The sequence below is a fragment of the Amycolatopsis granulosa genome (genome assembly GCF_011758745.1).
Classification (GTDB): Bacteria; Actinomycetota; Actinomycetes; order Mycobacteriales; family Pseudonocardiaceae; genus Amycolatopsis_E; species Amycolatopsis_E granulosa.
The window spans coordinates 5165785-5180083 of record NZ_JAANOV010000001.1 but is presented as its reverse complement, the minus strand read 5'-3'; the positions used below and the strand labels follow the sequence as shown (position 1 = coordinate 5180083).

The 14299-nt window shown below is 72.0% G+C and carries 16 protein-coding genes; 9 read left to right on the top strand and 7 right to left on the bottom strand.

The window, feature by feature from the left end; genetic code table 11:
- Nucleotides 1-44 precede the first annotated feature (44 nt).
- The gene (locus FHX45_RS25405; protein WP_167106956.1) at nucleotides 45-863 is read right to left on the bottom strand and encodes an inositol monophosphatase family protein; all 819 of its coding nucleotides are present in this window, start codon (nucleotides 861-863) and stop codon (nucleotides 45-47) included.
- 64 nt (nucleotides 864-927) lie between these two features.
- Between FHX45_RS25405 and ppgK the strand changes: the two genes are divergently transcribed.
- The 3 genes from ppgK to FHX45_RS25390 all read left to right on the top strand — a co-directional run bounded on the left by ppgK (nucleotide 928) and on the right by FHX45_RS25390 (nucleotide 4847).
- A complete protein-coding gene (gene ppgK, locus FHX45_RS25400; RefSeq protein ID WP_167106953.1) occupies nucleotides 928-1689 on the top strand; it encodes a polyphosphate--glucose phosphotransferase in 762 nt (253 codons plus the stop codon).
- Between the two features lie 159 nt (nucleotides 1690-1848).
- The gene (locus FHX45_RS25395; RefSeq protein ID WP_424923825.1) at nucleotides 1849-3273 is read left to right on the top strand and encodes an RNA polymerase sigma factor; all 1425 of its coding nucleotides are present in this window, start codon (nucleotides 1849-1851) and stop codon (nucleotides 3271-3273) included.
- 134 nt (nucleotides 3274-3407) lie between these two features.
- A complete protein-coding gene (locus tag FHX45_RS25390) occupies nucleotides 3408-4847 on the top strand; it encodes an amino acid permease (RefSeq protein ID WP_167106947.1) in 1440 nt (479 codons plus the stop codon).
- Here FHX45_RS25390 and FHX45_RS25385 read toward each other — a convergent pair.
- Nucleotides 4795-5481 carry a DUF6885 family protein gene (locus FHX45_RS25385; RefSeq protein WP_341771609.1) on the bottom strand — a complete coding sequence of 229 codons (687 nt, stop codon included), beginning with the start codon at nucleotides 5479-5481 and terminating at the stop codon, nucleotides 4795-4797. The two genes, FHX45_RS25390 and FHX45_RS25385, sit on opposite strands and share 53 nt — an antisense overlap.
- The gene (locus FHX45_RS25380; protein ID WP_167106944.1) at nucleotides 5469-5663 is read right to left on the bottom strand and encodes a hypothetical protein; all 195 of its coding nucleotides are present in this window, start codon (nucleotides 5661-5663) and stop codon (nucleotides 5469-5471) included. Before FHX45_RS25380 ends, FHX45_RS25385 begins: the two co-directional genes overlap by 13 nt.
- Before the next feature lie 415 nt (nucleotides 5664-6078).
- Between FHX45_RS25380 and FHX45_RS25375 the strand changes: the two genes are divergently transcribed.
- The gene (locus tag FHX45_RS25375) at nucleotides 6079-6261 is read left to right on the top strand and encodes a DUF7455 domain-containing protein (RefSeq protein ID WP_017983718.1); all 183 of its coding nucleotides are present in this window, start codon (nucleotides 6079-6081) and stop codon (nucleotides 6259-6261) included.
- Nucleotides 6262-6360: 99 nt separating this feature from the next.
- Here the strand turns inward: FHX45_RS25375 and FHX45_RS25370 are convergent, their stop codons facing one another.
- On the bottom strand, nucleotides 6361-8124 hold the full coding sequence (locus FHX45_RS25370) for a DEAD/DEAH box helicase (protein WP_167106941.1): 1764 nt from the start codon (nucleotides 8122-8124) through the stop codon (nucleotides 6361-6363).
- 212 nt (nucleotides 8125-8336) lie between these two features.
- On the opposite strand from FHX45_RS25370, the gene FHX45_RS25365 reads away from it, so the two are divergent.
- Nucleotides 8337-9440: a YihY/virulence factor BrkB family protein gene (locus tag FHX45_RS25365; protein WP_167106938.1), complete on the top strand. Its 1104-nt coding sequence runs from the start codon at nucleotides 8337-8339 to the stop codon at nucleotides 9438-9440.
- Here FHX45_RS25365 and FHX45_RS25360 read toward each other — a convergent pair.
- Nucleotides 9401-9655: a DUF3039 domain-containing protein gene (locus FHX45_RS25360; protein WP_167106935.1), complete on the bottom strand. Its 255-nt coding sequence runs from the start codon at nucleotides 9653-9655 to the stop codon at nucleotides 9401-9403. The genes FHX45_RS25365 and FHX45_RS25360 overlap by 40 nt on opposite strands.
- Nucleotides 9656-9730: 75 nt before the next feature.
- Between FHX45_RS25360 and FHX45_RS25355 the strand changes: the two genes are divergently transcribed.
- From FHX45_RS25355 to FHX45_RS25340, 4 genes are read left to right on the top strand one after another with little or no spacing between them, the layout of a single operon-like run.
- Nucleotides 9731-10105 carry a tautomerase family protein gene (locus tag FHX45_RS25355; protein ID WP_167106932.1) on the top strand — a complete coding sequence of 125 codons (375 nt, stop codon included), beginning with the start codon at nucleotides 9731-9733 and terminating at the stop codon, nucleotides 10103-10105.
- Nucleotides 10106-10120: 15 nt separating this feature from the next.
- On the top strand, nucleotides 10121-10630 hold the full coding sequence (locus FHX45_RS25350) for a pyridoxamine 5'-phosphate oxidase family protein (protein WP_167106929.1): 510 nt from the start codon (nucleotides 10121-10123) through the stop codon (nucleotides 10628-10630).
- Between the two features lie 12 nt (nucleotides 10631-10642).
- On the top strand, nucleotides 10643-11554 hold the full coding sequence (locus FHX45_RS25345) for a pseudouridine-5'-phosphate glycosidase (protein WP_167106926.1): 912 nt from the start codon (nucleotides 10643-10645) through the stop codon (nucleotides 11552-11554).
- Nucleotides 11551-12417 (top strand): PfkB family carbohydrate kinase, encoded by an 867-nt coding sequence (locus tag FHX45_RS25340; protein ID WP_167106923.1) that lies wholly within the window; start codon nucleotides 11551-11553, stop codon nucleotides 12415-12417. The genes FHX45_RS25345 and FHX45_RS25340 overlap by 4 nt, the downstream gene beginning before the upstream one ends.
- Nucleotides 12418-12791: 374 nt before the next feature.
- Here FHX45_RS25340 and FHX45_RS25335 read toward each other — a convergent pair whose 3' ends face one another.
- Both FHX45_RS25335 and FHX45_RS25330 read right to left on the bottom strand, forming a co-directional pair.
- Nucleotides 12792-13145, bottom strand: a complete 354-nt coding sequence (locus FHX45_RS25335; RefSeq protein WP_208406118.1) for a DUF3099 domain-containing protein — start codon at nucleotides 13143-13145, stop codon at nucleotides 12792-12794.
- A gap of 38 nt (nucleotides 13146-13183) precedes the next feature.
- Nucleotides 13184-14290 carry a M20/M25/M40 family metallo-hydrolase gene (locus FHX45_RS25330; RefSeq protein ID WP_167106917.1) on the bottom strand — a complete coding sequence of 369 codons (1107 nt, stop codon included), beginning with the start codon at nucleotides 14288-14290 and terminating at the stop codon, nucleotides 13184-13186.
- Between the last annotated feature and the right edge of the window lie 9 nt (nucleotides 14291-14299).

Here is a 14299-nt window from a genome sequence, read left to right as displayed (position 1 = left end):
GAGCACACGTCACCGGCCGGCGCGGGACGGGTTGCGGGCTCGCGTCACACCTGCCCGATGCCACACTCCAGCACGGCGTCGTAGAGCGCGCCGGCGATCGACGGGGCGGCGGCGAAGGTGGCGTCCGCACCGAGGGCCGGGTCCGCACCGGGCAGGTGCACCACCGCACCCGCCTCTTCCGCGACCAGGGCCCCCGCGGCCCAGTCCCACCGGTGCAGACCGTGCTCGACATACGCGTCCAGCCAGCCGGCCGCCACCGCGCACAGGTCCAGCGACGCGACCCCCGCCCGCCGCACGTCCCGCACCCGGGTCAGCAGCCCGGACACGAACCGGGCCTGCCGGGCACGCCGGTCGGCCCGGTAGGCGAACCCCGTGCCGACGAGGCTCAGTTCCAGCCGCGACGGTGACGAGACCGCCAGCCGACGCCCGTCGAGCCACGCGCCCTGCCCCCGCACGGCCGTCCAGTGGCGCCCGCTGACCGGTTCCACGACCGCGCCGGCCACGGACACCCCGTCCACCTGCGCGGCCAGCGACACGGCGAACAGGGGCGCGCCGTAGAGGAAGTTGACGGTGCCGTCGATGGGGTCCACCACCCACGTCACGCCGTCGCCGGGCGAGCCGCCGGCCTCCTCCCCCAGCACGTGGTCCCCCGGCCGCAGCTCGGCCAGCCGGTCCCGCACCAGCCGTTCGGCCGCGTGGTCGACCGCGGTGACCACGTCCGTGTCCGTCGTCTTGGTCTCGACCCGGACCGCCTCACCTGCGACCATGGCCTCACGGGCCCGGCGGACCAGCTCCGCGGCCTCGGCCGCGACCTGGACGGCGACGTCCTTCAACTCCGTTTCGGCAGCTCCCACGTCCACCATGGGACCACACCCGGTTAAAGTCTCCGGCACAGGTTTCTGAATCGAGCGAGAAGGGACGGCGCCAATGACGGCGACCCGCGGTTTCGGCATCGACATCGGCGGCAGCGGTATCAAGGGCGCCCTTGTCGACCTGGAGAAGGGCGCGCTGATCGGCGACCGGTTCCGGATCGACACGCCGCGTCCGGCGACTCCGGACGCGGTCGCCGACGTGGTGGCCCGGATCGTCGCCCACTTCGGCTGGGACGGCCCGGTCGGCATCACGCTGCCCGCGGTGGTCAAGAAGGGTGTCGCGCACACCGCGGCGAACATCGACCCCAGCTGGATAGGCACCGACGCGGACGCGCTGTTCGCCAAGCGGCTGGACCGCCGCGAGGACGACATCGCGATGCTCAACGACGCCGACGCGGCCGGCATGGCCGAGATCCGCTACGGCGACCCGGCGGCCCGCCGGGGTGTCACCACGCTGCTGACGTTCGGCACCGGCATCGGCAGCGCCCTGTTCCAGCACGGCGCGCTGATGCCGAACACCGAGTTCGGTCACGTCGAGGTCGACGGGCACGACGCCGAGAAGAAGGCGGCCGCCTCGGTCAAGGACAACGAGGGCCTGTCCTACCCGCAGTGGGCCAAGCGCGTGAACCGTTACCTGTCCGTGCTGGAGAACCTCATCTGGCCCGATCTGTTCATCGTGGGCGGCGGCGTCAGCAAGAAGGCCGAGAAGTGGGTGCCGCTGCTGGACATCAGGACACCGGTCCTGGCGGCATCGCTGCAGAACAACGCCGGGATCGTGGGTGCGGCGCTGGCAGCGGCCGAGGGCCTGGAGCACTAGCGGCGCACCCGCCGCGCGGGATTGAACGGTGATCGGCCGCAACGCACCGGCGTATCGTCGTTACAATGGAACACGGCCCACGGTCGCGGAGGACAAAACCGCAGGCCGCGGGACGTTCCCCGAATCTGAGGCAGCCGGGACGCACCACCCCGGCTCGCCGTGATCGACCGCTGCGAAAGGGCGTACGTGGCAGCCGCAAAAACCGCTACCCGAAGCGGCACGAAGACAACGAGCGCCGCCGACGTGAGCGCGGAACCCGACGCGGGCCGTGAGAACGTGACCGAGGCCGAGGCTCAGGGCTCCGGCGCCACGAAGAAGGCGACCGGCCGCAAGCCGGCCGCGGGCAAGGGCCCGAAGAAGGCCCCGGCCAAGGGCCGCACCGCGCGCAAGGCCGGCAAGACCGAGGACGGGGAGCCCGACGGCCCTGGCGGCGAGGACATGGAGGACGTCGACCTCGACGCCGATCTGGCCGAGCTCGAGAGCGAGGTGGAGGTCGACGTCGTCGACGCGACCGTCACCGACGAGGCCGAGGACCTCGACGAGGAAGAGCCCGACGGGAAGGCGCCGGTCAAGTCCGGTGGCAAGTCCACCGACCGCGACTTCGTCTGGGACGAGGAGGAGTCGGAGGCGCTGCGGCAGGCCCGCAAGGACGCCGAGCTCACCGCCTCCGCGGACTCGGTGCGCGCCTACCTGAAGCAGATCGGCAAGGTCGCGCTGCTCAACGCCGAGGAGGAGGTCGAGCTCGCCAAGCGGATCGAGGCCGGCCTGTACGCGGCGGAGCGGCTGCGCATCGCCGAGGAGGAGGGCGAGAAGCTCGCCACCCAGATGCGGCGTGACCTGCGCTGGATCATCCGGGACGGGGAGCGCGCCAAGAACCACCTGCTGGAGGCGAACCTCCGGCTGGTCGTCTCGCTGGCCAAGCGCTACACCGGCCGCGGCATGGCGTTCCTGGACCTGATCCAGGAGGGGAACCTGGGCCTGATCCGTGCCGTCGAGAAGTTCGACTACACCAAGGGCTACAAGTTCTCCACCTACGCCACCTGGTGGATCCGGCAGGCGATCACCCGCGCCATGGCCGACCAGGCCCGCACCATCCGCATCCCGGTGCACATGGTCGAGGTGATCAACAAGCTCGGCCGCATCCAGCGTGAGCTGCTGCAGGACCTCGGCCGCGAGCCCACCCCCGAGGAGCTCGCGAAGGAGATGGACATCTCCCCGGAGAAGGTCCTGGAGATCCAGCAGTACGCCCGCGAGCCGATCTCGCTGGACCAGACGATCGGTGACGAGGGCGACTCGCAGCTCGGTGACTTCATCGAGGACTCCGAGGCGGTCGTCGCCGTCGACGCGGTGTCGTTCACGCTGCTGCAGGACCAGCTCCAGTCGGTGCTGCAGACGCTGTCCGAGCGGGAAGCCGGCGTGGTCCGGCTGCGCTTCGGCCTGACCGACGGTCAGCCGCGGACTTTAGACGAAATCGGCCAGGTCTACGGCGTGACGCGCGAGCGCATCCGTCAGATCGAATCGAAGACCATGTCCAAGCTGCGCCACCCCTCGCGGTCGCAGGTCCTGCGGGACTACCTGGACTGAGACGAGCCGGCAGAGCCCGGGCCGCCACCACGGCGGCCCGGGCTCTGTCGCGTGCACGGGGTCCCCGCCGCGGCGAAGCACGAGGTGAGGGACGCCGTGCTGCGGCTCGCGCGGTGATCTCCTAACGTTCCCGCATGGGCATCACCCGAACGCTTGACGTCAACGACATCCTCGCCCGGCAGGAGTCCGGTGATCTGAAGCGCCGTCTGCGCGCCCGGGATCTGGTGGGCTTCGGAATCGGCATCATCATCGGCACCGGCATCTTCACGCTCGCCGGTGTGGAGGCCAAGACCCACGCCGGGCCGGCCGTGACCCTGTCGTTCGTGATCGGGGCGGTGGTCGCCGGGCTCGCCGCCCTCTGCTACGCCGAGCTGGCGTCCAGCGTGCCGACCGCGGGCAGCGCTTACACCTACGCCTTCGCGACCCTGGGCGAGGTGTTCGCCTGGATCATCGGCTGGGACCTGCTCCTCGAGTTCGCCCTCGGCGCCGCCGTGGTGTCCCGCAGCTGGTCGGGGTACCTGGCGAACCTGCTCGGCCTGCCGCAGGACTGGTTCGGTGAACAAGCACCCGTGAACGTCGGCGCGGTCGCGATCCTCGCGGTCCTCACCGTCGTCGCCGTCCTCGGCATCCGCGAGTCGGCCCGGGTGACGAACCTGCTGGTGCTGGTCAAGGTCGCGGTGTGCCTGCTGATCGTCGCCGTCGGGGTGTTCTTCATCAAGGGCGCCAACCTGACCCCGTTCATCCCGCCGGCGCAGCCCAGCGGGGGCGAGTCGAGCGTGCTGCACCAGCCGGTGGTGCAGGCCGGGCTGGGGCTCGAACAGTCCATCTACGGCATCGGCGGGGTGGTGTCCGCCGCGGCCATCGTGTTCTTCGCCTACACCGGGTTCGAGGCACTGGCCAACCTCGGCGAGGAGACCCGCGACCCGCGCCGGAACCTGCGCATCGGCATCCTGGGCGCGCTCGGGGTGTGCGCGCTGCTCTACATCGGTGTCTCGCTCGTGCTGACGGGCATGGTGCCGTTCACCGACATCGACACCGGCGCCCCGCTCGCCGCCGCGTTCGACTCGGTCGGCCAGCACTGGATCAGCGCCCTCATCTCGCTCGGCGCGATCACCGGCCTGACCTCGGTGATGATGGTCGAGCTGGTCACCATCGGCCGCATCGGCTTCGCGATGGGCCGGGACGGGCTGCTGCCGAAGCCGATCGGCACCACGCATCCGCGCTGGGGCACCCCGCACCGGATGACGATCGGCGGCGCGGTGCTGATCGCCGTGCTCGCGGCGTTCGTGCCGATCACCGAGCTGTCCGACATGGTCAGCATCGGCGCGCTGTCCGCAATGGTGATCGTCGCGATCGCGGTGCCCGTGCTGCGCCACAAGCGACCGGACCTCACCCGGCCGTTCACGGTTCCGCTGTCCCCGGTGCTGCCCGTCGTCGCCGCGCTGGCGTGCCTGTACCTGATGCTGAACCTCAGCGTCATGACCTGGATCCGGTTCGCCGTCTGGCTCGTGATCGGCCTGGTCATCTACTTCGCCTACGGCCGCCGGCATTCCCGGCTCGCGGTCGAGCGCTGAACCCGGCCCGGGCCACCAGCGCCCGGGCCGCGGCCGCGTCCCCGGCCGGGACCACCAGCAGCAGCCCGCGCAACGCGGCCACGACCCGGTCCAGGAGTTGCAGGTGCACGGCGTCGCGGCCGGCCCCGCGCTGGGTGTCCACAATGGCCAGCAGTGTCCCGCCGGGACCGGTGACCGTTCCGGCGAGGAACACGAAACTCCTGGCCCGGCAAGGGAAACTCCAGAACGGTGGCAGGCCGCCGTCGAGGTAGTCGCGCAGGGCGCGCTCCGGGGTGTCGGGCGCGCCCAGGTCCGCGGTGTCCACGACGGCCACCACTGCCGCGTCCAGCTCGGGCACCCCGGACAGGATCGAATCGAGTGCGGCGGCCGTCCACGCGCCGTTGGCGACGACCGCCGTCAGCCGCCCGTCGGACAGCGTCGCGACCGCTTCCGCGGCCGTCTCCGGCGACATCGGCGCCACCACGGCGCCGTCCTGGCCGGCCGCGGCGAGGCCGGGCGCACGCCACGACACCAGTGTCACGAGGGCGGCCGGTCCGCTCGTCCGCTGCGGCGTCCCGGCGCGCGCGAGGTCGATCAGGCGGGCGGCGCCCGGGAACCAGCGCACCTCGTCCAGCAGTGCCACTAGCACCGCCACCGGCCACCGGCGGGGAGCCCGCCGGTGGCGCGCGGCGCGTCCGGCAGCTCCTCCCCTCGCGCTTCGCCGAGTCGGACGCGGAACCGCCGCAGGCCGCCGCCGCCGGCCCCGGCCGCCCGGTCCGCCCCGGCCAGCGGTGCCGCCTTCGCCATGCCCGCCTTCGTCATGCCCCCAGTCGTCATGCACGCAGTGTCCCACCACTGCCCCTCGCGGGGGATGGTGTCACGCACGGACCGATCACGATCCCGCCCCGGACCAGCGCGGGAAATTCCGCTGAGAACGAACAAGCCGGACCGCGCGGCCGCTTGACACCGGTTCCGAACCGCCGGTTCCTGCCGCACCACACGGGTGCTGACCACCGAAAACGGGTTTCCGGCGTGGTGCATTGCCCGGACTGGCGGGATTGATCTACGACATCCGGGGTAATTCTGCGTGACACACATCCCACACAGCCGGGAACACTTGCCAGGCGCTCAGCGTCTGCAAGAGTGGAGGCCAGCGAACACCGCGGAGCCGACGGGCAACCGCAGGGGCCGAAGTGGTCGCCGCTGGATCGATGGCATCGGGTGACCGATGCCGGGACGGAGGGAGACTCCAATGACATCACCGACGCTCACCCGCCCCGAGTTGACCGCAGCCGACCGTTGTGACCGGTGCGGCGCCGCAGCACAGGTACGAGCCATCCTCTCCAGCGGTGGCGAGCTCCTCTTCTGCGGCCACCACGCCCGCGAGTACGAGTCGAAGCTCAAGGAGATCGCTGCGGAGATCCAGCGCGGCTGAGGCACCACAGACGACCAGCGGGCGCCCGGGACTTCCCGGGCGCCCGCTCTGGTTCCCGGGACCATCCGGTGCGGCTCGCCCGCCGGCCCGGCACGGGCCTCACCAGGAACGCAGGGTCGCGATCCGCTCCTCCAGCTGCTCCATGGTCGCCATGGCGGTCGGCGGGCCGCCGCAGGCCCGGCGCAGCTCGCTGTGGATCGCGCCGTGCGGCTTGCGCGTGCGGTGGTGGTACATGCCCACCAGCGTGTTCAGCTCCTTGCGCAAGGCGGCGATGCGCTCGTTGACCGACTGTGGCTTCGGCCCCGGCGCGGGCACCGGCTCATTCGCCGGCTTCCGCCGGGTGGCGTCGGCCAGCTGCTCCTCCTGCCGCTTGCGCAGCAGCGCCCGCACCTGGTCCGGCTCCAGCAGCCCGGGCAGCCCGAGGTACTCCTGCTCCTCCTCGCTGCCGGAGAACACCGCCGTGCCGAACGAGTTGCCGTCGTAGATCACCTGATCCAGCTCGGCGGAGGCGCCGAGCGAGGTGAACGCCTTCTCCTCCTCGCCGGGCTCGTCCTCGGTGCGGTTGGCCTGCGCCAGCAGCTCGTCGTCCCAGCCGTCCTTCTCCCGGTGCGGCTTGCCGAGCACGTGGTCGCGCTGGGCCTCCAGCTCGCTGGCCAGCTCCAGCAGCACCGGCACGCTGGGCAGGAACACGCTCGCCGTCTCACCCTTGCGCCGCGCCCGCACGAACCGCCCGATGGCCTGCGCGAAGAACAGCGGGGTGGACGCGCTCGTGGCGTACACGCCGACCGCCAGGCGCGGCACGTCGACACCTTCGGACACCATCCGGACCGCGACCAGCCACCGGTCGGTGGACTCGGAGAACTCGCTGATCCGGGCGGTCGCCTTCGGCTCGTCGGAGAGCACCACCGTGGGCGCCTCGCCGGTGATCCGGGCGAGGATCCTGGCGTAGGCGCGCGCGGACTCCTGGTCGGTGGCGATGACCAGGCCGCCGGCGTCCGGGATCCCGCCGCTGCGCAGCTGCTGCAGCCGCGTGTCGGCGGCCTGCAGGACCGACGGGATCCACTCCCCGCCGGGGTCCAGCGCGGTGCGCCACGCGCGGGCGGTCTGCTCGGCCGTCAGCGGCTCGCCCAGGCGGGCGGTGAACTCCTCCCCCGCGCTGGTGCGCCAGGACGCCTCGCCGCTGTAGGCGAGGAAGACGACCGGCCGGACGACGCCGTCGGCGAGCGCGTCGGCGTAGCCGTAGGAGTGATCGGCCTTGCTGCGCAGCGAGCCGTCGGCGTCCGGCTCGTAGGTGACGAACGGGATGGGCGAGTCGTCGCTGCGGAAGGGCGTCCCGGTCAGCGCCACGCGCCGCACCGCCGGCGTGAACGCCTCCCGGATCGCATCGCCCCAGGACTTCGCGTCACCGCCGTGGTGGATCTCGTCGAGGATGACCAGCGTCTTGCGGCCCTCGGTGCGTACCCGGTGCAGCGTCGGGTGGGCCGCCACCTGCGCGTACGTCAGCGCCACGCCGCGGTAATCGGCCGCGACCGCGCCCTGGCCGTTGCGGTAGTTCGAGTCGATCGGGATGCCGGCCAGCCCCGCGGAGGCGGCCCACTGGTGCTTGAGGTGCTCGGTCGGGGTCACGATCGTGACCGCCTCGACCGTCCGGTCGGACAGCAGCTCCGCCGCGATGCGCAGGCCGAACACCGTTTTACCCGCGCCCGGTGTCGCGACGGCGAGGAAGTCCTGCGGCTTGGTGCTCAGGTACTTCGTCAGCGCCCGGCGCTGCCAGGCCCGCAGCGGGCGGGCGGTGGAGTCGTGCTGGGGCTCGGGTGCGGCGAAGCCCTGATCGGTCCGATTACCCTGGGCCGTGTCCGACAAGGGATTGCTCCCCCTCCTCTCACCGACGATGGAACGCGACATGCGAATGCCCCCACGGAACTGCCCGGCCGCGACGCCGGGCGGGGGTGAGGGCGGCTCACCGGAGATTACCCGCCCCCACCGGCAGTCGCGGCGAACGGCTCGGCGGCGTTGAACACACCACAGGTCTTGACAAGCCAAATCCGGCCACGTCCGCCATGCTTGGGGCTGACATGAGTGCACCGTCCGACGAGACGCCCGAAGGCACCGCCCGCCGAAAGGGGCCGGTGCGCCTGCTCAGCCGCACGCTCAACAAGGCGTGGGACAGCAACATCTTCTCCGAGTCGGCGGAGGCCGCGTTCTGGCAGACACTGTCCCTGCCGCCGCTGCTGCTGGGCCTGCTGGGCAGTCTCGGTTTCATGGGCGACTGGTTCGGTCCGGGCTTCGTGCGGACGGTGCACGACCGGATCATCACGTTCGCGGACAAGATCTTCAGCGGCAACGTGGTCAACCAGATCATCTCGCCCACGGTCGACGACATCCTCACCATCGGCAAGGGCGAGATCGTCTCGGTCGGGTTCCTGATCTCGCTGTGGGCGGGCTCGTCGGCGATGTCGTCGTTCGTCGACGCGATCACGGTGGCGCACGACCAGTACGGCGTGCGCAACGAGGTCTGGCAGCGGATCTACGCGCTGCTGCTCTACCTGGCGAGCCTGGTCCTGCTGGTGGTCGGGCTGCCGATCATCGCGATCGGACCGGACATCCTGATCGACTTCCTGCCGGACAGCTGGGCGCCGACGATCACCACGTGGATCAGCTGGCTGTACTACCCGGTGATCGGGCTGCTGCTGGTCCTGGCCGTGGCGACGCTGTACAAGCTCGCCCTGCCACGGCGCCTGCCCTGGCACCGCGGCCTGCCCGGCGCGGTGCTGGCGATGGTGATCTTCCTGCTCGCCAGTATCGGGCTGCGGATCTACCTGTCGTGGATCACCAGCACCGGCTACACCTACGGTGCGCTGGCCACACCGATCGCGTTCCTGCTGTTCACCTACTTCATCGGCATGGCGATCGTCAGCGGCGCGTACTTCAACGCCGCGATCCAGGAACTGTGGCCGGCGAAGATGACGCGCCGCCAGCGGCGCAGGTGGCGGCGGCTGGAGATGGAACGCGCCCAGGAACGCCTGCGCGACGACTCGCCGTCACTGTGGGAGCGCACCACCCAGCCGCTGCGCAGGCCGCGCAAGCACGCGCGGGCCCCGGCGCGCGACCCGGTCGCCGACCAGCCGTCTGCGCCGTCTCAGTCGTCGCCCTCGGGACCGGGCCGCAACCCCTCGTAGATCTCCTTGCAGGCCGGGCACACGGGCGACCCGGGCTTGGGCGAGCGGGTGACGGGGAAGACCTCGCCGCACAGCGCCACCACGTGCGTGCCCATGACCGCGCTTTCGGCGATCTTGTCCTTGCGCACGTAGTGGAAGACCTTCGGCTGATCGCTGTCGGTCTCCTCGGTGGACTCCGGGCGGGTGTCGACCTCGGGCAGCGTCGATGTGCTCATGCCCCCATTTTGCCGCAGCACTCCCGTCCACCGACACCGTGGCCTTCTGTACCTACTGGTATGTACAGTGCGGTCATGCCCCTGGTACGAATCGATGCCCTGCCCACCCACGACGACGCGACCCTGGCCGCCCTCGGCGACGCCGTCCACCAGGCACTGACCGAGACGCTCGGGTTCCCCGAGGACGACCTCTTCCAGGTCATCTCGTCGGGCGGGCTGGTGCGGTACGGCACCTACCCCGGCATCGCACGGGACGACGGCGTCGTGTTCATCAGCATCACCATGCGCGTCGGCCGCACCTGCGCGCAGAAGAAGGCGCTCTACGCCCGCATCGCGGAGCTGGCCGCCGCGCGCGCCGGGATCGAACCGCGCAACGTGCTGATCTCGGTGACCGAGAACCACCCGGCGGACTGGTCATTCGGCGAGGGCGTGGCGCAGTATCTGGAGTGAAGGGAGGGCCCGCCGATGACCTTTCCCCGCACCACCCGCCCGCACATGCCGGGGTACGGGACCCTGCCCGCGGACCAGGGCACCGGCCTGCTGCCCTGGTCGTGGGCGGAGAAGCGGCTCCGGGACTCCCACGACTACTGGGTGGCCACGGTGTGGCCGGACGGCCGCCCGCACCTGATGCCGGTGTGGGCGGTGTGGCTCGACGAGGCGTTGTGGTTCTCCTCCGCGCGCTCCGCGCGGAAGGTGCGCAACCTGCTGGCCAACCCGGCGGTGACGATCTCGACGGACGACCCGCTCAACCCGGTCGTCGCCGAAGGGACGGCACGGGTCGTGCGGGACACCGTGTCCAGGCAGGCGTTCCTGGACGCGGTGAACGCCAAGTACCGGACCGGCTACGGCCCCGAGTTCCTCGATCCGGACGTCAACGCGACCGTGCGGGTGCGGCCCCGGTGGGTGTTCGGCCTCGACGGGCGCGACTTCGGCGGGTCGCCCACCCGCTGGGACTTCACCGGGCCCCGTCGGTGAAGATGGTCCCTCGTGACCGGAACACCCCCGATAACCCTCTCCGACGAGATCGCCGACGCCGTGCACAGCGGCCGGGCGGTCGTCGCGCTCGAAAGCACCATCCTGTCCCACGGCCTGCCGCCGGGCCGCAACCTCGCCGTCGCGAACCGCCTGGAGGAGACCGTGCGCGCGGCTGGCGCGGTGCCGGCCACGATCGCGGTGCTGGACGGGGTCGCCCACGCCGGCCTGTCCCGGGCCCAGCTGGAGCGGGTGTGCGCGGCCGACGCCGGCCTGGACAAGCTGTCCTTGCGTGACATCGGGCCCGCGATCGGGCTCGGCCGCTCCGGCGCGACCACCGTGGCGAGCACCTCGGCCCTCGCGCACGCGGCCGGCATCGGCGTGTTCGCGACCGGCGGCCTCGGCGGGGTGCACCTCGGGGCGAACGAGTCCTGGGACGTCTCCGCGGATCTGGGGGTGCTCGCGCGGGTGCCGGTGCTCGTGGTGTGCTCGGGGGTGAAATCGGTGCTGGACATCGCCGCGACCCTGGAGGTGCTGGAGACCAACTCGGTGCCGGTGCTCGGGTACCGGACCGGCGAATTTCCCGCCTTCTACCGGCGCACCTCCGGCTATTCGGTGCCGTGGCGGGTCGACGACCCCGCCGCGGCCGCGGCCGTGGTCGCCGCGCACCGGCGGTACGCGAGCTCGGGGGTGCTGCTGGCCAACCCGATCCCGGCCGGCGCGGAGATGGACGCCGGGCTGCACGACCGGCTGCTCGCCGAGGGACTGGAGCTGCTGTCCTCGCGCGGGGTGCACGGCAAGGACGTGACCCCGGTGCTGCTGGAGCACTTCCACACCGCCAGCGGCGGGGCGAGCCTGGACGCCAACGAGGAGCTGGTGGTGTCCAACGCGCGGGTCGCGGCCGAGGTCGCGGTGGAGCTGTCGTGAAGGTCGTCGTGGTGGGCGACGCCGGGCTGGACGTCGTCGCCCGGCACGAGGGGCCGATCGTCCACGGCGGCGACTCGCGGTCACGGGTGCGGCTGGCCAGTGGCGGCGCCGGCGCGAACACCGCCGCGTGGCTCGCGGCGAGCGGTGTCGACACGACACTGATCGCCCGGATCGGGGACGACGCCGGCGGGCGGCTGGTGCGCGCCGAACTGGAGTCCTCCGGCGTGTCGTGCGCGTTCGCCGTGGACGAGGTGGCCCCGACGTGCTGCGTCGTGGTGCTGGTCGACGGCTCCGGTCAGCGGAGCATGCTGCCCGACCGGGGTGCGAACGCACGCTTCTCCCCCGCCGACGTCTCACCGGCGGCGCTGGCCGGTGCCGGCCACCTGCACCTGTCCGGGTACGTGCTGCTCGACCCGTCGTCCCGGCCTGCCGGGCTGGCCGCCCTGGCGGCGGCGAAGGAGGCCGGGCTGACCACGTCGGTCGACCCGCAGGCGGCGGCCCTGATCACCGATGCGCAGGCGTTCCTGGCGGACGTGCGCGGAACCGACCTGCTGATGCCCAACACCGCGGAGCTGCTGGCGCTGACCGGGTCAGCCGATCCGGCCGCGGCGAAGGCACTGCTGGACGTGGTCGGCGCGGTGGTGGTGACGTCCGGCCTGGACGGCGCGACGTGGGTGTCCGCGGAAGGTGCGGTCAGCGTGCCCGCCGAGGAGGCCGAGTGCGTGGACTCCACGGGCGCCGGCGACGCCTTCGACGCGGGCGTGCTCGCGGCCTGGCTCGCGGGCGAGTCCACTGTGGACGCCCTGCGGGCGGGGGTCCGGCTGGGCGCGCGGGCCGTCACGAAGGTCGGCGCACAACCCTGACCAACCCCTCGCAACCCGCCAACTCACCACCCGCACCGGCCCACACACCGACCGGAGCGGCAGACACGCCGCCCGGACGGGCCATCACGCCCCGCCGTCGTGTTTGCCGCCCACCGCGGCGTGTTTGCCGGCTAGGGCGGTGAGTTGGCCGCTCCGGCCGGGCGTGTTGACGGCTCGCGGTGACGTGCTTGCCGCTCGCGGCGGTGAGTTGACCGCTGCGGGCGGCGTTGGCCGCTCCGGCTCGCGTGTTTGCCGCCTGCGGCGTCGTGTTGGCTGCTCGCGGCCGCGTGTTGGCGGCCTGCGGTGGTGTGTTGGGTGCTCCGGCTGCCGAGTTTGCCGGTTGTGGCGGTGGCTTGGCCGATGGGAGGCGCGGGTCAGCCGTCGATGATGCGGTGTTCGCGGTTTTCGATCGCCTTCGCGGTGCGGTGGAACCGGCTGACCTTTTCCGACTTGCGCGGCGGCCGGTCGTTGGCGATCAGGACCGCGACCCAGGGCAGCGGGATCGAGATGACGATGAACAGCAGGGCCAGCCACCAGGTGTGGTAGAAGATGCCGGCCAGCACCAGGCACGGGAAGCGCATGCCCATCATGATCATGTACTTGCGCTTGCGGGCCGCATGCTCGTCGTCGTACGAGGGGGCGGCCTCGGTGATGAGAACGGGTGCGTCTTCGCCGCCGCCGGTACCGCGGGGGGACCTGTTCACGCGACCACCTCCTGACACCTCCATGCTGCCACTCCGCCCGGCCCGGCGACACTCGGGTCGTGTCAGATCCCGCACCACCCGGCGCAGATCCGCTTCAGGATCTCCACCGATTCGGCCAGCCGGGTGACCGAGCACCACTCGTCGGTGACGTGCGCCTGTTCCGGTTCACCCGGACCGCAGATCAGCGTGGGTACGCCGCCCAGCGCCGGGGTCAGCACGGAAGCATCGGTGAAGTAGGTCGCCGTCGCCACCGCCCTGCTCGCGCCGGTGACCTCGTGCACGATCGCCGCCGCCGAGGCCGCCCACTCGTCGCCCGGATCGGTCCACACCGGCGGCAGGTCGACCAGCGGCGTGAGCGCCACCCCCTCGCCGGCTGCCGCGGCCAGCGACTCCAGCACCCGGGCGTGGTCCTGGCCCGCCACCGTCCGCACGTCCACCGTCGCCACCGCCCGGTCCGGCACCGAGTTCGTGTTCAGGCCGCCGGTGAACGTGCCCACGTTGAGCGTCGGCGGCCCCATCACCGGATGCGGCTCGACCCCGAACCCGTGCCTGGCCAGCCGGGTCACCGCCGCCGCGAGCTTGACCACCGCGTTGTCCCCCAGGTGCGGCATCGACCCGTGCGCCGTCACCCCGGTGGCCAGTGCCTCCAGCCACAGCGCGCCCTTGTGCCCGTGGAACGCCGCGTTCGCGGTCGGCTCGGTGATGACGAGCGGACCGCTGCGCCCGAGCCGGTCCGCGACGAACCGCGCACCCTGCGAGCCCGTCTCCTCCGCCGCGGTCAGCACCAGACGCAGCCCGGCCCGGCGGGGACGGGACCGGGCCACCGACACGGCCGCCGTCACGATGGCCGCGACGCCGGCCTTCATGTCGCTCACCCCGCGCCCGTAGAGGCGGTCGCCGTCGGTCTCGCCGGCGAACGGGTCGCGCCGCCACGGCGCGCCACCCAGGGGCACCGTGTCCACGTGCCCGGACAGGCACAACGGAGGCGTGTCGTGCCCGGTCTCCCACTCGGCGACCAGCGTGCCCCGGCCGGGTTCGTGCTCGAACACCTCGGTGCGGAAGCCCGCCTCCGCCAGCAGCGGCGCCACGACCTCCAGAGCCGCGCTCTCCGCGTGGCCCACCGTGTCGACCGCGGTCAGCGCGCGGGTGAGAGCCAGTGCGTCGGTCACGTTCCCCTC